Here is a 19,836-nt window from a genome sequence, read left to right as displayed (position 1 = left end):
CCCGCCACCCCGGTGACCACAACCCGCCCCAGGTAGCCTCGCCCCCCGTGGTGGAACTCCCCCAGGACTGCGTGCGCACCCTGCTGACCGTGCTGGACGAGGGCACCTTCGACGCCGCCGCGAAGGCCCTGCACATCACCCCGTCCGCCGTCAGCCAGCGCATCCGGCAGCTGGAGCAGCGCGCCGGTCGGGTGCTGCTGGTGCGCTCGCGACCGGTCGTGGCGACCGAGTCGGGGGCCGCCATCGCCCGGTACGGCCGCCAGCTCGCGCGGCTCGCCGAGGACACCGGGGCCGAGCTGGAGCTGGCCACCACCGAGTCGGCCGTCCCGGTCGCGGTCAACGCGGACTCGCTGTCCACCTGGTTCCGGCTCGTGGTGCGGGAGCTGGCCGGGGACGTGCGGCTGGCGCTGCACCGCGAGGACCAGGACCACACCGCCGAGCTGCTGCGCCGGGGGCAGGTGGTGGCCGCCGTGACCTCCTCGCCGACGCCCGTGCAGGGCTGCGCGGTCCGGCCGCTCGGGCGGATGCGGTACCACGCGGTGGCCACGCCGGAGTTCGCCGCGCGCTGGCTGCCCGGCGGCGCGGGGCGGCTGGCCGACGCGCCGGTCGCGGTGTTCGACGACAAGGACGACCTGCAGGACGCGTTCTGCCGCGACCTCACCGGGCGCCCGGCGTCGGTCCGGCGGCACCACCTGCCGGACGGGCCGATCTTCGTGGACGCGGTCACGTCCGGCGCGGCGTGGGCGCTGCTGACCGAGGCGCAGATCGCGCTCACCACCGGGCTCACGCGCCTCGCGCCGGAGCGGCCGGTGGACGTGCCGCTGCACTGGCAGCAGTGGCGGCTCGACTCGCCGCAGATCGCGCGCGTGGCGGACGCGGTCCTGCGCGCGGCGGCCACCGAGCTGCACCCCTGACGGGCGGAGCGCCGACGACGGTCCCCACCCCTCCGACGGCGGCCCCCTGACCGCCGAACCGTTCGAGCGAGCCCGTTGACGAGCCCACCGCCGGTTCCTAGAGTTCGCCTGGCAAGCGCTTTCCCGCCGCCACCGCGATCAACGACGATCCGCAGCGAAGGGCAGAGCCATGACCGTGAGCAGAAGGACCCTCCTGGCGGGCGCCACCCTGGGGGCGGCCGGGCTCGGCGCGGGCGCGTCCCCCGCGCGCGGCGCCGCGTGGGAGAACGTGATCAGCGGCTCGTTCGCGAGCTACGCGACCCTCGAATCGGCCTGGAACTACCGCTACCCCTGGGGGTCGGACCACAACGGCTCGGCGCGCGTGTACGCCTCCGCGTCCGACCACAACCACGTGTTCCTGGAGGGCGGCGGCGTCCTGGGCATCCGCGCGACCCGCATCACCTGGGACGAGGGGACCAGCTCGGCCGACCCGCACCTGCCGATCCGCTACCACTCGGGCGCGCTGCACGCCAAGCAGCACGTCGTCGTCAACGACCAGTTCCCCACCTGGGAGGTGAAGGGCGAGTTCCAGGCGCCCTCGGCGCGCGGCACGTGGCCCGCCTTCTGGCTGACCGGCGTCAACTCCTGGCCGCCGGAGAGCGACATCCTGGAGTTCAAGGGGGACAACCGGAACTGGTCCAACACCTACCGCAACGCCTCGGGCGGCTGGTCGAACACCCTCACCGCGGTGGCCAACCCCGGTGGCTGGCACGCGTACCGGGCGTGGATCGCGAAGATCAACGCCACCGACGTCGACATCCACTACTACGTCGACGACAGGTGGGTCGGCCAGCACCGGGGCGCGGGCTTCGTCAACCAGCCGCTCTGGTTGATCGTCAACCTCCAGATGGAGGGCTCCTCCGGCTCGCCGGGCCCCGCGGCGGAGACCCTCTACCGGGCCAGGAACGTCTACGTGGGCCGCACGCGCGCCTGATCCGACCGTCCCACCACCCGCCTCCCGGTTTCACCCCGCGCCCGGCAGGGCAAGCTGGTGGGGGAGGGGGTGGTGGCGATGGCGACGGGCGGCGGACTGCTGACCGCGGGCGCGCTCGCGACCGTCGTCGTGGTCGGCGCCGGCATGGCCTCCTCCTCCGAGCCCGCCGACCCGTGGGCCGACCTCGGGCTGCGCCAGAGCGCCGCAGCCGCCCCGCAGACCGGCCGGGACTGCGCGGCCGTCATGTTCGGCGAGGTCCGCCAGGTCGCCGCCGACCGGGAGTGCCGCTCGATCACCCGCACCCTGCTGGTCGTCTCCGACGGCAGGGGGACCTCGGCCGCCGTCGCGGTGTCCTGGGTCGAGTTCGGGCAGCGCCGGGACGCGCGCGAGTTCCGGCGCGTGGAGGACGTCCACGGCACCGGCGACATCACCCCGCTGCCCGGCGCCGCCGCGGGCATCCGGGACGTCGCCTTCTCCGCGCTGCACTACACGTCGGCGCTGAACGCGTCCACGGTGATCGTCGCCGAGGCCGAGCCCCTCGAAGGCGCCCCCGGCGACGACCTGCTCCGCGAGATCACCGGCGTCGCGGTCCTGCTCGACCGCCCGGCCGGGTGAGGATCAGCCCGCCGCGCAGCTCACCGACGGCGCGGCGGCGTGCGGTCCGCTCGCCAGGAACCCGAACGACGTGCTGCGCCCCGCCCCGACCGACCCGTTGTACGACGCGTTCCGCGCCGTCACCACCCCGCCCGCCGTGCTCACGGACGCGTTCCACGCCGCCGTCACCGCCTGCCCGCTCCCGAGCGGCCACGTCACCGCCCACCCCGTGAGCGCCGCGGCCCCCGCGGTCACCACGACCTCGCCCTGGAACCCGCCGCCCCACTGCCCGACCACCCGGTACACCGCCGAGCACGCGGCCTGCGAACCCCCGCCGAACGCGGCGGCCACCGCGTCGTAGGCGGGCTTCGGCCGGAACGACTCGTCGAACGGCAGCGCCGCGCCCTGACCGGGGAACACCGACGGGATCCACGAGTACTTGTCCGACAACCCCCACGTCGTCACGCCCGCGCAGCCGTCCACCGCCACGCACGCCGACACCACCGCCGAGTAGTCCGCGGCCTGCGCGGCGAGCTTCGCCGCGTCCGCCGGGGTGTCCATCCGCACGTCCAGCTCGGTGATCGCGACCTCCAGCCCGAGGTCGGCGAACCGCTGGATGTTCTGCCGCACGGTCGACGGCACCTGCCCGACGATCAGGTGCGCCTGCAGGCCGACGCCGTGGATCGGCACGCCCTCCTCCAGGAAGGACTTCACCATCTCGTAGACCGCGTCGCTCTTCGCGCCGATCCCGTCGATGTTGTAGTCGTTGTAGAGCATCCTGCACAGGCGTGGCCTGCATGAATACTCTCGACAAGGTCTTTGACCAGCCAAAATGATGGTGGTTAGGGTTGGTGACGGGTGGCGTGTGGTGGCGACGATCTATACCGGATCTGTACCGGGGGTCCTGCGGGTGGGGGAGCCCTCTAGGCGACCTGAACGTCTGCTGTCAACTCGCCAGGCTGAGCATTATCGGCGATGGGCTGATCAAGCTCAAAGTCTTCGCCGAGTGCGCTGTCGACTAGATTGCGAGTCCGGTCGACCGCTTCGGGCCATTCATGTGCATACACGTTCAGTGTGGTTATAGGTGATGCGTGCCCTAGTGCCGCTTGGACAGTTTTCACAGATGCGCCGCAGTGGATGAGCAGTGTTGCAAAGTAATGTCTAAGGCCATGTATTCCGAAGTTGTCTGGTACACCTGCAACGGATGCGCGTGCCGCCCTCCAAGGGCCTCCCCAATGGCCTCCCGTTACTGCTTGACCTCGCGCGCTCGTGAAAACCAGGTCAAAACTCCTCACCCTTTTGTTTTTTCCGTTGTTTTCCCGCATTTTTACCGGAGTTGAAGGGAAATTTTCAAGATGCTCAATGAGGACCCTTTCGACTACCCTGGGGAGTTCTACGGTACGTTTTGATGTTTTTGTCTTAGGTGGGCCGACGTAAACCTCTCCGCGTACTCGCTTAATCTGTTGCCTTACGTGGATCTCGCGTCGCTCAAAATCGATGTCGTCGCGCTCCAAGCCAAATATTTCACAAAGGCGAAGACCGCATCCGGCTGCGATGTAAACGGCGGCCCGGTAACGTTCATTCATTGCCTTATGTAGCTCGGCGACCTGCCGAGGTGAAGGAATCCAGTATTTATTTCGTTCAATTTCAGGAAGTCTGATCCTTGTGCAAGGGCTAACGCTGATGACTCTATCCGAAACGGCAGTGTTAAAAATAGATTTAAGGTAGCTGTAGATTGTGTGGATGCTGGTTGGGGCCAGAACCGATTCCCTGCTCTTTACCCACGCTCGAATGTTTTTGGAAACAATTTGGTTCATTGGTATGTGACCGAGGTGGGGGTAGACGTGTAGGCGCATTGCGATCTCAACATTTACGACAGTGCCGGGCTGGTGCAACTGGATAGCTCGCCAAGATTCGACATACTCGGAAAACTTGACCCTCCCGGCTTGGGGGTCAATGTATGTTCCTCGGGAAATGTCTGCGTTTACAGTCGCATTGTAATCCTTTGCATCTTCATACCTTGCGAATGCCTCCGTTTTGGTTCTTAGCGTAATTGGGTCTTGCCAGCTGACGCGCCAACGTTTTCCTCTTCCGTACCGAGCAGTGCGGGCGCGCTTACCGTTCTTGTCCTGTTTGGTTGACGATAGCCAAAGGTCATGGATCGTCAAATCTAAGCCTTTCGGATTTTGCGGAACAGCGCATTTTAGCGTGCAATTTTAATGAAACATAAGGGTTGTGCGACTGTTTTAATGGGCTGTGCTTACGGAGGCGCTGGCAGATGGGCGGCCTTCGCGCAGGAGTTCCACGCCAAGCGCAAGTGCCCGCTCTACCTGGTTCGGCGCAAGCGCTTCGCTCACCCAGACGGTGAGGGTGTCGTGATCGACGACAACCCGGTTGACGGGCCAGGGTGCAACACGGAGGGTCACGCTGCCGAGCAGGTTGGCGGCGGCGTGGGCAAGCGCAAGGGCTGTAGTGGGGTCTGCGTGCACCCCGTAATTTTGCGGTCTGACGTGGAATTACGGCTACCTACTGGCCGGTAATCGCACAGATGTTCTAATTTACTTTCTGTAGCCAGGTAGGGGGCAACCGAGCACCCCGCAAGGTCACTCGGATGGCTTAACGTCACCCTCCGTGCCCCAAGGTGCTCCCCCCTGGTCTTCCCCCGCCACCGACCCTACCGAGTACCGGTCCGGAGCGGCAGCGATATCCGTATCGCTCGGGGGCGTCTGAGCGCTACGCAGCTCCCGGCGTGCCCCTGCGAGGTCTCCCTCCTCCAGTAGTGCGAGCGCGCGCTCCTGTGCCGACGCCGCCCGATCCTCGCGTCGCCGCAGCTCTCCGCGCAGTGACGACGTGGGCACGGACCTCAGGTCCAGTCCCTCAACGACGGTCACCGGTGCGCCCAGCTCGGCGGCGGTGGCGAACCCTGCCGCCACGAAGACGGTCGCGACGTTCAGCCCAAAGCCTTCCGCCACGGCGCGTGCGGTCTCCACGTTGGGTAGCGCCCCCTCGCGCCAGGCGCCGAGTCGTCCCCGTGCGATCCCTGTCGCCTTCTCGAAGTCCGGCCCTGACCACCCGAGGGAGTCGAGGTGGTGTTTGACGAAGGGCCACCAGCCCGGCGACGAGGGGCTTTCATCCCGTTCGTTCTGCATAGCGAACATGCTACGGCCAGTAAACGTGATCGGCGGAACATTCAGAGGTTGCCGACCCCTACCTGTGCAGATACAGCCCGTATGGACTAACGGGGCTGGTTTGTTGTGCCGAACGAACATGTTGCGTTGAGCGAACAAGAGGGCTACTGTCCGCCCTGTCGGTTCGTTCGGCGTTACATGTTCGCTTGACGTTACAAAGGAGGTCCTGTGCGGCACACGATCCGCATCCGGCCTGCGGCGCTCGCAGCTGCGATGGCCAGCGCGGGCATCGAGAAGCAGGCCACGCTGCTCCGACTCACGGAAATTTCGCGCACGTCTCTCTACGACGTGATGCGCGACGAGCAGGAGCCCGGCGGCGGGGTCATCGGCTCCCTGCTCGCAGTCCTGCCAGCTACGTTCGACGACCTGTTCGAGGTCGTGCCGCGGCATCACGGGGTTGGGCGGGCCGCCGCGTGATGGCGCACGCCCTACCGCCGCTGGCGACGGCCGCCGAGGTGTCCGCCTACCTGCGCACCCCCCTCGAAACCCTCAAGTACTGGCGCGCTCGTAGGCGAGGGCCTGCCTGGGTCAAGGTCGGCGCCGCCGTCCGCTACCGCCGGGAGGACGTCGAGCAGTACCTCGCGGCCAACACCCAGCAGCCCCGATCTCCCCAGCAGTCCCGGCGCCGTAACCGCGCCGCCTAGGCCCGTCGCTTGCAAGGGGACCCGCCCCGGGGCCATCCGGGGCGGGTCCAGTGAACACACCAGAATCAGAGGAGTCCGCGTGTCCACTGTGCAGGCTAACGCCCGCCCAACACCCGACACCAACACCGCACCACCCCCCACCCACCGGGGCACCACCAACCGCAACCGCCGCGGCAGCGCGGCCGACCGCCGCGCGCGCCGTGCCTGGCTGGTCGCCAAGTACGGCGACGACGGGCGTGTGCTGTGCTTCGAGTGCCGCACCGTGCTGACTGTGGACACCCTGAGCGTGGACCGGGTCGTGCCCGGCGTGCTGGGCGGCACCTACCACCGCAGCAACATCAGGCCGATGTGCCTGCGCTGTAACTCTTGCGCGGGCGGGGTGCTCGTGCACCAGCTGCACAACGGGCAGGCGGTCACGCCGCCGCTCGCCGTCGAGCTGGTTCCCGTTCTGGTGTCCGTCCGGTGCCACCCGAGCGGGCAGCGCACCTACCGGGGCGCGCAGCTGGCGCGCGTCGTTGACGAGCTGGCGCGCCTGGGCATGGTCGCCATCGTCGACCGCCGTCGCGGTGTCCGGGTGGTCACGCCGGTGCCGCGGGAGGTGACCGCGTGACGCGGCTGCGGGAAGTGGTGGTGTTCGGGGTGGTGCTGCTGGTGGCGTTGGCCGCGTTGCTGGTTCTCGCGCTGGTGTTCGGGGTGGTGCTCGGTGATGACTGATCGGACCGAGCTGTTGGTGAACGTGCCGCCGTCCTTGGTGCGGGAGCTGGTCGACGTGCTCAACCGGGCCGGTTACCGGATGCCCCGGCACGATGCAATGTCCATTTTGGACTATGAGGCGGGGGTTTACCGGGCGGTGGCCGCGCTGGTCAACGCCTACACCGACTCCGACCCGTTCAGCGGCCGGGTGGCGCAGGTCTACGAGGTGCGGCTGTCCAGCCTGGCGCTGCGGCCGATGCCGCCGCTCCCCCCGCGCGGCGCGGCGGTCCGGGTGGAGGCCGACGTGCACCACCCCGATCTGTTCGACGCGGCGGCGCGCTACTGCGCGCACGCCGGGTCCGTGGCGGTGACCGGCATGGGCGACGTGGTCGCCGACCTCGCGGCCCACCTCGACGCCCAGCGCTCCGGGGGCACCGTGTACGACGTCACGACGGGAGATGACGGCAACCGATGACCCACTACAACAGGGTCACGCCCGGACCGGTGGGCGGGCAGGAACCCCGCCGGTCCGAGGTGGAGATCGGCCAGGCCCTCGACGCGGCGCACCGCATGAGCGCGACCGCAGGCCCCGACGACGGGCCTCTAGCGGAGCTGGGCGCCACCTACGCCGCGCTCGGCGAGCTGCTGGAAGCCTGGCAGCGGCGGGAGGTTACCGACCCGCAGGAGTTCGAGTCCCAGTGCGCCGACCTCGCGGAGCGCCTGCAAGCGCTCGGCGCCGCGCAGCTGCGGCACGCCGAGCAACGCGCCGCCGCATGGACGGCCGCAGCCGTCATGCCCCGACGGGCGGGGGTGAGGTAGGTGGCGCGCTCGTACGCGAACATCGTCACGGCAATCTGGCGCGACGCCGACTTCCGCGCGCTGAATGCCAGCGAACAGCGGCTCTACTTCCTGCTCGTCACGCAACCGGACATCACCGCCGTGGGGACGTTGGCGCTCACGGTGGGCCGCTGGGCGAGCTATGCCACGGACACCACGGCCGCCAGCGTGCGTACAGCGCTGGAGGGGTTGGAGCGTGGTCGGTTCGTGTTGGTGGACTGGGACACCGAGGAGGCGCTAGTCCGCTCGTTCGTGCGGCACGACAACGGTTGGGGGAACTCGAAAAGGCGTCCGGTGATCATGCGGGCAGCGGGAGAGATCGTCTCCCCGGTGCTCGTGCGGGCTCTGCTCGGCGAGTTCGCCGCACTGGGGCTGTCCACCGATGCCCTATCCGATGCCCTATCGGGTGGGGCACCCGACGCGGCACCGGCACGGCCGGTCGGCACCCCGGTTCCGCCGCTGTCCGCACCGGTTGGTCCCGCTCCGGGACGCTCCACGTCGGGGCAGCCGTTTTCGCAGGTGGATAGCCTATCGGGTGCGGTATCCGGTAGCGCATTCGGTAGCGCATCGGCTTCCCACGGGGTTGTGGAGTGTCTAGTAAGTAGTGAAGTACCCCAACCCTCAACCCTTGTTCCCCGCGCCTCCGGCGCAGCCGCCGCGACCGGCGGACCGACGAAGCGCAAGGGCGGCAAGGACGGCGCGTCCGCGCGGGCTACCCGCCTGCCCGCCGACTGGGCACCCACCGACGCGCACCGCGACCGGGCCGCGCAACTGGGCCTCGACCTGGCCCACCAGGCGGAGCTATTTCGGCTGCACGCCGAGACCAACGGCCGCACCGCGAAGCAGTGGAACGCCGCGTTCACCACGTGGCTGATCAAGGCCCGCGAATTCGACCGGTCCGGTCACGCCCCGCGCGCGCTGCCCGCCGTCGCCGGTGACCGCGACGCCGTCACCGAGTGGCTGCGCGGGGAGTACGCGGCAGGCCGCACCCGGCCGATCGTCGAGCGCACCGGGCTGCACTACACGCGCCCCGATCTGCCACTCGACGTCACCGGCCGTGAGGCCGCCGAGGCGTGGGCCATCGACCACGCACGCCAGTGGATCAACGACCACCACCAGCTGATCATCAATCGAGTCATCACGAGGGCTGCGTCATGACCTACCCCGACACCCTGAGTGACCCGCTCGGCGCGTTTGACGCCGAGCTGTACCTGATCGGCCTTCTCCAGCCCGTGACGATGCGGACGCTGCGGGATGAGGCGCTGTCCGCCGTCGACCCGCGATGGTTCGCGGACCCGATGTTCGGCGCGGTGTGGGCCGCGGCGCGTGCGCTGCGCGACGACGAGCAGCCGATCAGCGCCCGGACCCTGCTCGGGCACCTGCGCGACGTCGATACCTCGCCGAACAGCGTGGCGCGCGCCGAGCGGCTGCTGTCCCGCTACGCCGGTTACACCCCGCCCGCCGCCGAGTACCCGCACCACGTGGCCGCCGTGGTCCGCTGTGGACGGCTGCGGGAGCTGGTCGCGGTGTGCGACGCGATCAAGGCCGAGGCCGTCGCCGCCGAGGACCCCGCGCAGGCGCTCGGCGCTGCGTACGACCGGCTCGCCGCGCTGGACAGCGACGCCGAGGAGACCACCGACGTGCAGCGCTACGGCGACCTGCTCGACAAGTTCGTCGAGGAGCAGCGCAACCCGTCCGCCGCGCTGGTGATCCCGACGCCGTGGATCGCCCTCAACGACGTGTTGAACGGTGGACTTCGGGCGGGGCGGGTGTACGTGATCGGCGCACGTCCCGGCGATGGCAAGTCCATCAGTGCGCACCAGATGGCGCACCGGGCCGCCGAACTGGGACATCCGGCGGTCGTGTTCAGCGCGGAGATGGGCGCGGGTGAGGTGACCGACCGGATGGTTTCCAGCGGGGCCCTGGTCGAGCAGTCGCACATCACCCGCCGCCGCTTGGACCAGGGCGCGTGGTCGCAGGTGAACTCCTACGTCGACCGGGCGCGGCACTACCCGCTCTCGGTGGTGGACCGCCCGAACCTGACCGTGAGCTATATCAAGGCTGTGTGCCGCAACGAGAAGCGCCGCAAAGGGCTTGACGTGGTGGTGATCGACTACCTCCAGCTCGTCGGCAGTGAGCACCGCGGGGCCCGCCGTGAGGAGGAGGTCGCGGCGATCAGCCGTCAGCTCAAGCAGCTTTCCCGCGAACTGGGCGTCGCGGTGATCATCGCAGCGCAGCTCAACCGCGAGTCGGTGCGCAACAACAGGCGGCCGGTTGCGGCAGACCTGCGCGAGTCCGGCGGCATCGAGGCCGACGCGGACGTGGTGATCCTGCATTCCCGCCCCGTCATCGAGGAGGGCGACCTCAAGGGGGAGCCCGGTTGGACAGTCCTGTTCGACCTCGTGAAGAACAGGATCGGCCGGGCGGCGCTGGTCGAGCTGGACTGGCGGGCGCACTATGCCACGATCGGCAGCCCGCAGCAGCAGGCTCGCCTTGCCGCTGTGCGGCCCACTGGCGGTGCGTGATGATCACCCCGGCCCCCAGTCCAGAGCCCAGCGACGAGGACGTCACGCGCACCGTGGCGGCCGTCGAGCACCACCTCGCCGCGCACGCACCGGCCGAGCCCGCCGCCGTGCTGGCACTCCCGGACACCCGGCGCGTGCAGGAACTGCGCGCCGAGGTCGCCGAGGCACACGCCCTGGTCGATCTCCAGGACGACCCGGCACCGCTGCTGGTGGACACCGAGCGCGTGCGCCGCGCCCGCAAGCGCGCCGCCGAGGCCGGTCGCCTGCACGCCCTCGCGCAGAACCCCGCGGCGCTGGCGCTGCTGGCCTCCCGCGTGCGCCTGGTGCTCACCGTCGTGGCGGTGGCCGCGCTGCTCGGCGCGCTGGCCTGGTCCACCACCGGTACGCACGCCACGCTCACCCGCAGCGTGCCCGTGTACTCCGTCGCGTGGTGGGGCGCGTGGGCGGTAGAGCCGGTGATCTCCCTGCTGCTGCTGGTGGTTGTCGGTGCCAAGGCGTTCCTAGCCGCGCGCGGACGTGTGCTCCACCACCGGCACCTGACCATCGTGGAGTACAGCGCGCTCACGGCGACGCTCACGCTCAACGTGTGGCCGTACCTGCCGGTGGTGCTGTCGCCGCAGGAGTTCGACCCCATGCAGCTGCTCGCCCACGCGGTCGGCCCGCTGGTGGCGGTCGGCGCGGTGGCCGTCCTGCCGCCGATCTGGACCGCGTTCGCCGAGCTGGACCACGGGCTACCGGTAGGCCCCGACTCCCTACCGACTAGGCCCGTGTACAGGCAAGACGACCCCGCCGCCGTCCCGGCGCGGGACCGGGCCGCCGAGTCCAGGACCGCCCTACTGGTAGAGCGCGCCCGGCTGCTGATCGATGCCGGGCAACTACCCGCCGACCCCTCGGCGACGCGCTTGCGCGCGGCGCTGGGGTGCGGCACCGATGCGGCCCGCCAGGTCCGCGACGCGCTACGCGGCGGCACTCACTAGCCGCCCCCGGTGGAGGGACGCGGCCTGCCCACGTCCCTCCACCCCCGACCCGACCACCGCGCGCGCACCGCGCGCCCTACCCCCGAGGTGCACCCGATGACCACCACCGACCCGACTACCGACCCCGCCGTGCTGGCCGTGGCCACCGCGCTCGCCGCAGTCTGGGAGATCCCCGGCAGCCTGCCCGACGACTGGCACGCCGAGGCCCGCGCCGCGCTCGCCGCCGCCGCGCCCCTGCTGCTGACCGAGGTCGCCGACGCCCTGATGCAGGCCGCCGACGACGTGCAGGTGAGCGCGCCCCTCGGCGACCTGGTCGCCACCGCCGAGGCCGCCGCCCGCCGCGCGGTAGTCGACGCGTTGCTCGGCGCCGCCCACCGGGCGACCGCGGCCGTGCTCACCCGCCACCACGTGCAGGGCGCTACCGGTGCGTGACCCGTCGAGCCCGGCCCGGCTGCTCGCCGCGCGCGATCCAGGGGGTGTCCGATGATCTGGTGCACCATCGCGGGGTGCGACTCGTCGGAACCGACTCCCGGCGATTCGCTGGTGTGCGACCGCTGCCGCGAGCGGTTGCACACTGGGTTGAGGTGGATCGAGTTCCACCTCGCCCACCTCACCCCGGTCCGCAGCGTTCGCCCGCAGCTCGTCGCCACCAGCTCCGGTTTCGGCTCGGCATCCCCGGCGGATGACGCGGTGCTCGTGATGCTCGACCCGCGCAGCGCCGCCACCGGCGTCGGCCGTTCGCGCACCGGTCCCGACGACGACGAGCACCCGCTGCTGTCCGCCCCTGCGGTGCTCGGCGGGTGGGCGCGCCAGGTCTACGAGTTGCGTACCCCGCCGAGCCTGCGCGCGCTCATTCCCGCGCCGCGCACGGTGCGGGAGGCGGTGAGCACCCTGCTGGCCGCGCTCGGGTGGATCTGCACGCAGCCGTGGGTGCCCGACTTCGCCGCCGAGCTGCACCAGCTGCGTCGTCAGCTGGCCGCCGCCACCGGTGAGGCCCCGCCCCCGGTGGTCGCCACCTGCACCGCCCCCCGTGACGACCTGGCCGCAGCCGTCGACGGACGCGCGGTGTGCGACGGTGGCATCGTGGTGTGCGAACGGGAGGACGCGCGTAGTGGCCTGGTGACTCCCATCGGGGCGCGTTGTTTGGTGTGCCACCGGGTGTACACCGCGTTTGAGCTGATCGACCTTGCCCAGAGCAGAGAGGGGTGCCCCCGACCGTGAGCCTGGTGCAGATCCGTATCACCGCCGCCGACCGCCTCCCCACCGGCCGGGTCTCCGCCGAGGAGGTTCTGCGGCTGCTACGCGCCGAGGCCGACCGCACCGGCGAGGACCGGTTGCGGGTGACCGCGTCCACACTGCGCGGCTGGAAATCCAGGCCGGGCGTGCCGGTCAGCCCCGGCCCCGGCTACAACGTGGCCGAGGTAGTCGCCTACCTGCGCACTCGCAGGCTCCGCGGCCAACACCGCACAATCGCTTGACGCTGATCACTCCACGTGAGACAGTTTCGACGCCGATCTATACCCAAAATCGGGTGACCGGCCCAACTTCACACCGCTACCGCAACCCAGAGGCCCGACACCGATCCGGTGTCGGGCCTCTGCGTTCCCCGCTGCGTCCACCTCCCCAGGGGCGCGGGGAACGGCCGGTAGCCGACCACATCCCCTGGGGAGATGACAATGCGTAACTACGAACTGCACTGCGGCGACGCGCTCGCCGTGCTGCCAACCCTCGCACCGGGCTCGGTGGAGGCGGTGATCGCGGACCCGCCGTACAACTCGGGCGGGCGCAGCAGCACCGAACGGCGCCAGCAGACGGCCGTGGAGAAGTACGTCAGCAGCGACTCGGTCACAGCTGCCACGTTCCCCGACTTCACCGGCGACCAGCGCGATCAGCGCGGATACGTGGCGTGGCTGTCCCTGGTCCTCTCACACTGCCTGCGCGCCACCGCACCGGGCGGACACGCGCTCGTGTTCACCGACTGGCGCCAGCTCCCGGCCACCTCCGACGCGCTTCAGGCCGCCGGGTGGTTGTGGCAGGGAACCCTGGTGTGGCACAAGCCCATCAGCCGCCCGAAGCGCGGCGGCTTCCGTTCCGCCGCCGAGTACATCCTGTGGGGCAGCAATGGCAAGTACGCCACCGACAGGGATCTCTACCTGCCAGGCATCTTCAGCGCGTCACAGCCCAGAGGCCGCCAGCGCCGCCACATCACGCAGAAGCCCGTGACCGGGCTGCTCGACGAGCTGGTGCGGATCGTGCCCGACGCAGGCACGGTGCTCGACCCGTTCGCAGGCGCGGGGTCGACGGGCGTGGCCGCGCTCCAGTCCGGACGGCGGTTCGTCGGTGTCGAGCTTTCCCCTCAGTACCACCGGATCGCCAGCGAGCGCCTGGCCGAGGCCGATGCTCATCAGACCACCTGACCCGGCGAGGGTCGGAGCGCGTCCCCCCGCGCTCTGACCCTCGCCCTTCCGGGAATGCGGGAGGCAGCGGTGTCCTTGCCTCGCACTTGCACCACCCCCGGCTGCGCAGAGTTGGCGGTCTACCGGGGGCGGTGCGCGGGGTGCGCCGTTGAGGTGGAGCGCCAGCAGCGCAGTACCGTCCCGACCAAGCTGGCCCGGACCTGGCGCGAACGGCGACGCCGGGCCGACGTCGTCGCCGAGCACCGCGCCGCGCTCGGCGACTGGTGCCCCGGCTGGCAACGACCGGGCCACCGCAGCACGGACCTGGTCGCCGATGACGTCGTGCCGGTGGCACTGAGCGGTCGGCCGTCGGCTGAGCTGCGAGTGCTGTGCCGCAGCTGCAACAGCCGGAAGGGAACGCGCGCATGATCGGTTGGCCGAAGTCCAGGGCCGCCACGCTGGCCGCCGTCGAGGCCATGCGATCACCGATGATCCGCATCGAGGCTAACGCCCGCGACGTCACCCGGCACGCCCCGCGCCGATTGCCACTGTGCCTGGCCGGTCCCGCACACCCGAGCCGCAGCCCTGTGACCTGCGGAAACAGTATCGCACCCGAGACAAGGGCAAGCCTCTGACCTGCGGAAATGTACCCCTGGGGGGTGCCCCCCCTGGCCGGTTTCCCGCCGCCGCCGCGTGGAAGGTCCCTCGCTGTCCGCGAGGCTGAAAAAATCCGAGGTGGTGGCCGATGGCCGACGACGTGGACACCCCGCAGCCGCCCGCCGGGCTGGACCAGGCGGGTGCCGCGCTGTGGCGCGACCTGCACGAGCTGACCGCGTTCGATCCGGCGCAGACCATCCTGGTCCGGGAGGCGTGCCGGATCGTCGACCGGCTCGACGAGCTGGACCGCCAGCTATCCGGCGCGGGCGCGCGCATGGTGCACGTGCGGGAAGACCGTGAGGACGACACCACGTTCCACCTGGTCGTTGACGGTGCGCTGTCCGAGGCCCGGCAACAGCAGAACGTGCTCAAGCAACTGCTCGTCACGTTGCGCCTGCCGGACACCAAGACCGGGAAGCGTCCTCAGCTCCGAGGGGCACGAGGCGCATACCAGCCGTCCGGGACGGTCGCCGTTGGCGGGACGGTGTCACCGCTGGAACGGGCTCGGCGGCGCAGCGCAGGCGCCTAAGTCTCGACGGTCGGGTTCACCGGCGCCCGCGGGGCAGCGCGCGGCGCCCGGTGACCGGGCGCCGGTCGGCGCGCTCCGACGGTGCCCACCGAGAACCGCGGGGCTGCTCGGGGACGGTGTCCGCGACCGGACCGGTGGGCTCGGGCAAGGTGGTCGTCTCGACGTGCAGGTAGACCGCCCACCCGAGAATGCCGTCCGCCCGGTATGCCTCGGCCGGGTAGACCAGCAGGCTCAACAGCGGGCGCAGCGCCGTGAGGACAGCCCGCAGCTCGGGCTCCTCCCCGGTCAGTTTCAGCCGCACCCGCCCGCCCTGGTCCGGTACCAGAGTGAATGCCGCGGCTAGCTCGGGTACCGCCAACTCCGCCACGGGTTCGTTCGCGTGCGGGCGGGCCTGGCCGAACAGTCGCACGCCGTCGGACCGGTTCCTCATTCCGGCGCTGCGCGAGCGCATCGCCAGCTCCAGCGACTCACCGAGCGCGGCGACCAGGCGCCTCGCTGCCCCGCCTTCTCCCATCACGTGCACGTCAACCGCCATAGAGCAGACGCTATCCCTTACCTGGCAACAGAAATAGGCCGATTTGCGGGCCGGTACGGCACCAGCGCGGGCGGTGGCGCGCTGCGGGGAGGTGATCCCCGTGGGGTGGTCGGGCCCGCTGTTCGAGGGGCACAAGTGCTCGCTCGGCTACGAGATCGCGGCATGGATCGAGGCGAACTGCGTCCACGGCCCCGGTGACGTCCAAGGCCGTCCGGTCCAGCTCGACGATGAACGCTTGGACTTCCTGGTCGACGTCTACGAACTGGACCCGACCACCGGAAAGCGGCTCTACGACGAGGCCGTCATCTCCCGGATGAAGGGGTGGGCGAAAAGCGAGCTGGCGGCGTGGATCGTGCTTGCCGAGGCGTTCGCGGCCGTCCGGTTTTCCCATTGGGACGAGAGCGGCCAACCGGTCGGGCGGCGCGTCCGCTCGCCCCTGATCAAGATCCTGGCCACCGAAGAGGGGCAGGCTGCGGAGAACACGTACGCGGTCGTCGCCTACATCGTCCACGTCGGCAGGACCCGCGGGAACCCGGTGTTCGAGGGCGTGGACTACGGCCGGGACTGGAAGACCTCTACGCGCATCCTGCTGCCCACCGACGACGGCGCCCTGGCCGACGAGTTCGCGGACTTCGACGAGGATGCGGGCGGCGGCAAAATCCTTTACTGCACAACGGGTTCCGCTTCCAAGGACGGCGGCAAGGAAAGCTTCGTCGTCGCCGACGAGACGCACCTGTACATCCTGCGCGAACTGATCGCCATGTACGAGACGGTCTCCCGGAACCTGGCCAAGCGCGGACTTGCCGAGCCTTGGTTGCTCCAGACGACCACGATGTACCGGCGCGGTGAGCTGTCCGTCGCGGAAACGACGTTCCGGGAGTACAAGGAGCGCGGCGCCGAGCTGGGGCTGTACGTCAACCACCGGCAGGCCAGCGGGAAGTTCGACCTGGCGGACAAGGAGCACACGCTCCGGCAGATCCGCCAGGCCCGCGGCAAAGCGCACTTCCTTGATCCCGAACGCATCTACCGCAAGATGCTGCGCCAGCAGGACCCTGCGGACGCCGAACGGTACTTCCTGAACCGGGGTTCGGTTGCCTCGGACACGTGGATCGACCCGCAGCACTGGGAGTGCGGGACCCGGCTCGGCGCGCAGGCCCACCCGCTCGCACCCGGTGACGAGATCACCGTCGGGTTCGACGGTTCGATCAATGACGACGCGACCGTCCTCATCGGGTGCAGGCTGTCCGACGGCCTGCTGTTCGTGCTGGGGATCTGGGCCAAGCCCGACGGGCCGCGCGGCGCGCACTGGTCGGTGCCGCGCGGCGAGGTGAACGAGCGCGTCGCCGCTGCGTTCCGCACCTACCGGGTGCGGCTGATGTACTGCGACCCGCACGAGTGGCGCAGCGACATCGAGACGTGGGTCAAGCTCTACGGCGGCCAGGAGCAGCGCGTCCGCGCCTACGAGACCAACGGCGACAAGCGCGCCGGTGAGGCTCTGGACCGGCTGCGCGCCGACCTGATCGCGGGCCTGGTGCCCAACGACGGCGACACGACGATGGCCGAGCACGTCGGCAACGCCTACGTCAGAAGGGCCCGCGGCATGAGGCTGATCCGCAAGGAGACCCCGCGCTCGAACCGCAAGATCGACGCCTTGATGGGCGGCGCGCTGGCCTACCAGGCGCGCGCCGACGTCCTCACCGCCGCACCGGTCAAACAGCGGCACATCTCGACCGTCTACTACGGATTCAACTGACGATCGGGGGTGACGCTTGGACCCCCGTACCGCAGCCGAGTGCAGGGAACTGGGCCTCTACGAGCTTAGGCAGCGCAGACCGGACCTGGACCGCTGGAAGGGGTACGCCACCGGCACCGGGCAGGACCGCCCCTACGCGCCCGACGGCGTCAGCAACGAGTACCTGCGGCTGCGCGAAATGAGCATGGCGCCGTGGCTGGACCTGGTCGAGAAGGCCGCCGTGCAGCGCCAGGCCGTCGACGGGTTCCGCACCAACGCCGACGGCCGCCCGGACGAGGAAGCTGACGCGGCCACGTGGGAAATCTGGCGCACGAACCAGCTCCATGGCCGTCAGTCGATGGTCTACAGCGACCGCATGGTGTACGGACAGGGCATCGTGTCGGTGTGGCCGCAGCAGGGTGCCCTGCCGCTGATCACACCGGAGTCGCCGCGCCGGGTCTTCCTGTTCCCGCACGACGACAACCCGTTCCGCATCGGGTGGGCAGTCAAGAACTGGACCACCAAGACCCCGAGTCGGACGACCGGTCAGCCGCAGTGGACGGACGTAGAGCACGCGGTGGTCTACGACGAGACCAGCTGGATTCGGTACCGCCGAACAGCGATGGCGGGCGGCGCCGGGTGGCTCGGCGGTGGCTGGACACTGGTCGCCAGCGGCACGCACCCGCACGGCATCCCGTTCGTCGCCTTCCCCAACGACCAGGACTCCGAGGGACGCTGCTACTCGGAAATCGAGCGCTTGATCCCGTTGCAGGACAGCATCAACACGACGCGATTCAACCTGATGTTGGCCATGCAGTTCGCCGCTTTCCGGCAGCGCGGCGTGATTGGTTTCGACCCGCTGATGCGCGACGCCGAGGGCAGGCCCATCCCGCAGGTCGACGCCGAGGGGCGCCCGATCATCGACCCGCACACCGGACAGCCCAAACCGTTGATGTCGCCGGTGCCGCGCGCGGGCGTCGATCGGACATGGGTTTTCCCCGGTGCTGATACGAAAATCTTCGAGTTCAGCGAGTCCGATCTCAGGGCGTACGCCGACGCCATGTCGTCGCACGTGCAGCACCTCTCGGCGACGTCGCAGACCCCGCCGCACTACCTGCTCGGTCAGCTGTCGAACCTGAGCGCCGAGGCGTTGACCGCCGCCGAGACCACGCTCACGCGCAAGGTTGCGGCGGCGTGCACCACCGACGCCGCGGCGTGGGAGGAGGTCATGGGCAAGGCCGCGCTGTTGGCCGGTTCGGGAACGAAACCCTTTGCCACGCAGGCGATGTGGCGCAAGACGGAGAGCGTGAGCATCGGTCAGGTGGTCGATGCGATCACCAAGTTGGTGGGCGGTCCGGTACTCGCGCCCGAGTCCGGGCGGGAGATGATCCCCGGTGCTACCCCGCAGGACCAGGAGCGCTGGCGTTCGCAGTTCACGCAGCACCAGGCCGCCGCAGCAGCCCGCCTGGCGGGCGGTGACCTGGCCTCGGTGCTGACCATGCCGAAGTTCCAGCAGCCCGGCGAGCCCGTGGCGGCGTGATGGGGCTCGGCGGGGAACTGCTTGCGCTGGGCACCGAGCACTACCGGCGGCAACAGGGCCTGGTCTACCGCGCCACCGACCTCGCCGAGCGCGCGTGGGTGGACGGCTCGGCGTCGTGGCCCGACGTGGCGGCGGTGCTGGCCGAGGCGGTCATGATCGCGCAGACCGCAGCGGCTGGTGGTGCGCAGGACTACGTGGGCGCCGCGCTGACCGCGCAGGGGGTCGAGGCGGCGTTCGACGGCGAGGTGCCCGCCGAGGCGTTCGGCGGGCTGGTCGACTCGGCGCTATCGCTGCTGGACACGTTGATCCTGGCGCCGGTGTCGGTGCGCGCCAGAGCGCTCGACGCGGGGTTGCCGCTCGCCGAGGCGCAGCGTCGCGCACAGCTCACGGTCGTGACGCTGGTGTCGACCGCGGTGGCCGACGCGGGACGGCAGGCCGAGGGGGTTGCCGGGATCGCGTCGCCGCGCACCCGCGGTTACGTGCGGATGCTGGTACCGCCCACGTGCGCGCGATGCGCCGTGCTGGCGGGCCGGGTCTACGGACGCCGGACGGCGTTCCGTCGTCACCACCGCTGCGACTGCCGGCACATCCCCGCGGCGGAGAGCGCCCCGGACTTGACCACCTCGCCCCGGCAGTATTTCGACGCCCTGAGCGAGTCCGAACAGGATCGGGTGTTCACGAGCGCGGGCGCGCAGGCCATCCGGGACGGGGCCGACATCGGCCAGGTGGTCAACGCCCGGCAGGGCGCGTATGGGCTGGCGGGCGCCGGTTCCCGGATCACGCCGGAGGAGGCTGCCGCGCTCCGCGAGGGACGCGCGGCCGGACGCCTGCGGCCGGTCACCGTGGACGGCCGCGAGGTCTACGTCACCACCGAGGGCACCACCGTGCGCGGCCTGGCCGGACAGCGGCTTGCCGCCGAGGGCTTGGCGCGGCTGCTCGGCGACCGCTACCGGCGCGCCACCACGCCGCGCCTGATGCCCGAATCGATCTACGAACTGGCCGACGACCGGGAGCACGCACTGCGGCTGCTCCGGCGGTTCGGCTACCTGCTGTGACCCGCGACGGGTCCGGCTCTCACCGGCCCTGAGCGCGATGCCGGGGC

At 70.2% G+C, this 19,836-nt stretch carries 24 protein-coding genes; 20 read left to right on the top strand and 4 right to left on the bottom strand.

Translation table 11 applies throughout. From position 1 onward, the window contains the following. Positions 1–47 precede the first annotated feature (47 nt). The 3 genes from CNX65_RS25225 (at position 48) to CNX65_RS25215 (ending at position 2,502) form a co-directional block, all read left to right on the top strand. On the top strand, positions 48–914 hold the full coding sequence (locus CNX65_RS25225; protein ID WP_096495992.1) for a LysR family transcriptional regulator ArgP: 867 nt from the start codon (positions 48–50) through the stop codon (positions 912–914). Between the two features lie 169 nt (positions 915–1,083). Then, positions 1,084–1,887: a glycoside hydrolase family 16 protein gene (locus CNX65_RS25220; RefSeq protein WP_096495991.1), complete on the top strand. Its 804-nt coding sequence runs from the start codon at positions 1,084–1,086 to the stop codon at positions 1,885–1,887. 72 nt (positions 1,888–1,959) lie between these two features. Continuing rightward, a complete protein-coding gene (locus CNX65_RS25215; RefSeq protein ID WP_157767853.1) occupies positions 1,960–2,502 on the top strand; it encodes a hypothetical protein in 543 nt (180 codons plus the stop codon). Positions 2,503–2,505: 3 nt separating this feature from the next. Here CNX65_RS25215 and CNX65_RS25210 read toward each other — a convergent pair whose 3' ends face one another. The 3 genes from CNX65_RS25210 to CNX65_RS25200 form a co-directional block, all read right to left on the bottom strand. Then, positions 2,506–3,258, bottom strand: coding sequence for an endo-1,4-beta-xylanase (locus tag CNX65_RS25210; protein WP_232520001.1), 753 nt, complete (start codon positions 3,256–3,258; stop codon positions 2,506–2,508). A gap of 146 nt (positions 3,259–3,404) precedes the next feature. Continuing rightward, positions 3,405–4,298: a tyrosine-type recombinase/integrase gene (locus tag CNX65_RS37395; RefSeq protein ID WP_256373274.1), complete on the bottom strand. Its 894-nt coding sequence runs from the start codon at positions 4,296–4,298 to the stop codon at positions 3,405–3,407. Between the two features lie 786 nt (positions 4,299–5,084). Then, on the bottom strand, positions 5,085–5,630 hold the full coding sequence (locus CNX65_RS25200; RefSeq protein WP_157767852.1) for a hypothetical protein: 546 nt from the start codon (positions 5,628–5,630) through the stop codon (positions 5,085–5,087). Positions 5,631–5,837: 207 nt separating this feature from the next. Between CNX65_RS25200 and CNX65_RS25195 the strand changes: the two genes are divergently transcribed. The 14 genes from CNX65_RS25195 (at position 5,838) to CNX65_RS25135 (ending at position 14,927) form a co-directional block, all read left to right on the top strand. Continuing rightward, positions 5,838–6,086, top strand: coding sequence for a helix-turn-helix domain-containing protein (locus tag CNX65_RS25195; RefSeq protein WP_096495987.1), 249 nt, complete (start codon positions 5,838–5,840; stop codon positions 6,084–6,086). After that, a complete protein-coding gene (locus tag CNX65_RS25190) occupies positions 6,086–6,313 on the top strand; it encodes a helix-turn-helix domain-containing protein (protein WP_096497990.1) in 228 nt (75 codons plus the stop codon). Before CNX65_RS25195 ends, CNX65_RS25190 begins: the two co-directional genes overlap by 1 nt. A 79-nt stretch (positions 6,314–6,392) precedes the next feature. Next, positions 6,393–6,923, top strand: a complete 531-nt coding sequence (locus CNX65_RS36425; RefSeq protein ID WP_177154343.1) for an HNH endonuclease — start codon at positions 6,393–6,395, stop codon at positions 6,921–6,923. A 96-nt stretch (positions 6,924–7,019) separates the two neighbouring features. Further along, positions 7,020–7,481 (top strand): hypothetical protein, encoded by a 462-nt coding sequence (locus CNX65_RS25180; RefSeq protein ID WP_157767851.1) that lies wholly within the window; start codon positions 7,020–7,022, stop codon positions 7,479–7,481. Then, positions 7,478–7,825, top strand: coding sequence for a hypothetical protein (locus CNX65_RS25175; protein WP_096495985.1), 348 nt, complete (start codon positions 7,478–7,480; stop codon positions 7,823–7,825). Before CNX65_RS25180 ends, CNX65_RS25175 begins: the two co-directional genes overlap by 4 nt. Next, complete coding sequence (locus CNX65_RS25170) at positions 7,826–9,001, top strand: hypothetical protein (RefSeq protein WP_096495984.1); 1,176 nt, start codon at positions 7,826–7,828, stop codon at positions 8,999–9,001. It abuts the gene before it with no gap. Then, the gene (locus CNX65_RS25165; protein ID WP_096495983.1) at positions 8,998–10,368 is read left to right on the top strand and encodes a replicative DNA helicase; all 1,371 of its coding nucleotides are present in this window, start codon (positions 8,998–9,000) and stop codon (positions 10,366–10,368) included. The genes CNX65_RS25170 and CNX65_RS25165 overlap by 4 nt, the downstream gene beginning before the upstream one ends. After that, positions 10,368–11,345: a hypothetical protein gene (locus CNX65_RS25160; RefSeq protein WP_096495982.1), complete on the top strand. Its 978-nt coding sequence runs from the start codon at positions 10,368–10,370 to the stop codon at positions 11,343–11,345. The genes CNX65_RS25165 and CNX65_RS25160 overlap by 1 nt, the downstream gene beginning before the upstream one ends. A 96-nt stretch (positions 11,346–11,441) precedes the next feature. Beyond that, positions 11,442–11,777, top strand: a complete 336-nt coding sequence (locus tag CNX65_RS25155) for a hypothetical protein (RefSeq protein ID WP_096495981.1) — start codon at positions 11,442–11,444, stop codon at positions 11,775–11,777. A gap of 147 nt (positions 11,778–11,924) precedes the next feature. Further along, positions 11,925–12,566, top strand: a complete 642-nt coding sequence (locus CNX65_RS25150; RefSeq protein ID WP_157767850.1) for a hypothetical protein — start codon at positions 11,925–11,927, stop codon at positions 12,564–12,566. Then, entirely contained in the window at positions 12,563–12,823 is a 261-nt protein-coding gene (locus tag CNX65_RS25145) for a hypothetical protein (RefSeq protein WP_096495979.1), read from the top strand. The genes CNX65_RS25150 and CNX65_RS25145 overlap by 4 nt, the downstream gene beginning before the upstream one ends. Before the next feature lie 198 nt (positions 12,824–13,021). Further along, positions 13,022–13,762, top strand: a complete 741-nt coding sequence (locus CNX65_RS25140) for a DNA-methyltransferase (protein WP_096495978.1) — start codon at positions 13,022–13,024, stop codon at positions 13,760–13,762. Positions 13,763–13,915: 153 nt separating this feature from the next. After that, complete coding sequence (locus tag CNX65_RS35720) at positions 13,916–14,170, top strand: HNH endonuclease family protein (RefSeq protein ID WP_157767849.1); 255 nt, start codon at positions 13,916–13,918, stop codon at positions 14,168–14,170. Between the two features lie 316 nt (positions 14,171–14,486). Beyond that, positions 14,487–14,927, top strand: a complete 441-nt coding sequence (locus CNX65_RS25135) for a hypothetical protein (RefSeq protein WP_096495977.1) — start codon at positions 14,487–14,489, stop codon at positions 14,925–14,927. A gap of 16 nt (positions 14,928–14,943) precedes the next feature. Here CNX65_RS25135 and CNX65_RS25130 read toward each other — a convergent pair whose 3' ends face one another. Then, entirely contained in the window at positions 14,944–15,462 is a 519-nt protein-coding gene (locus CNX65_RS25130) for a hypothetical protein (protein WP_096495976.1), read from the bottom strand. A 100-nt stretch (positions 15,463–15,562) separates the two neighbouring features. Between CNX65_RS25130 and CNX65_RS25125 the strand changes: the two genes are divergently transcribed. From CNX65_RS25125 to CNX65_RS25115, 3 genes are read left to right on the top strand one after another with little or no spacing between them, the layout of a single operon-like run. Then, on the top strand, positions 15,563–17,215 hold the full coding sequence (locus tag CNX65_RS25125; RefSeq protein ID WP_096495975.1) for a hypothetical protein: 1,653 nt from the start codon (positions 15,563–15,565) through the stop codon (positions 17,213–17,215). Between the two features lie 16 nt (positions 17,216–17,231). After that, entirely contained in the window at positions 17,232–18,734 is a 1,503-nt protein-coding gene (locus CNX65_RS25120; protein WP_096495974.1) for a phage portal protein, read from the top strand. Beyond that, complete coding sequence (locus tag CNX65_RS25115; RefSeq protein ID WP_157767848.1) at positions 18,734–19,789, top strand: hypothetical protein; 1,056 nt, start codon at positions 18,734–18,736, stop codon at positions 19,787–19,789. Before CNX65_RS25120 ends, CNX65_RS25115 begins: the two co-directional genes overlap by 1 nt. The last annotated feature ends 47 nt before the right edge of the window (positions 19,790–19,836 follow it).

This window comes from Actinosynnema pretiosum (assembly GCF_002354875.1).
Lineage (GTDB): Bacteria > Actinomycetota > Actinomycetes > Mycobacteriales > Pseudonocardiaceae > Actinosynnema > Actinosynnema auranticum.
The sequence above is the reverse complement of the archived record's forward strand: the minus strand, read 5'-3'. Positions and strand labels throughout refer to the sequence as shown.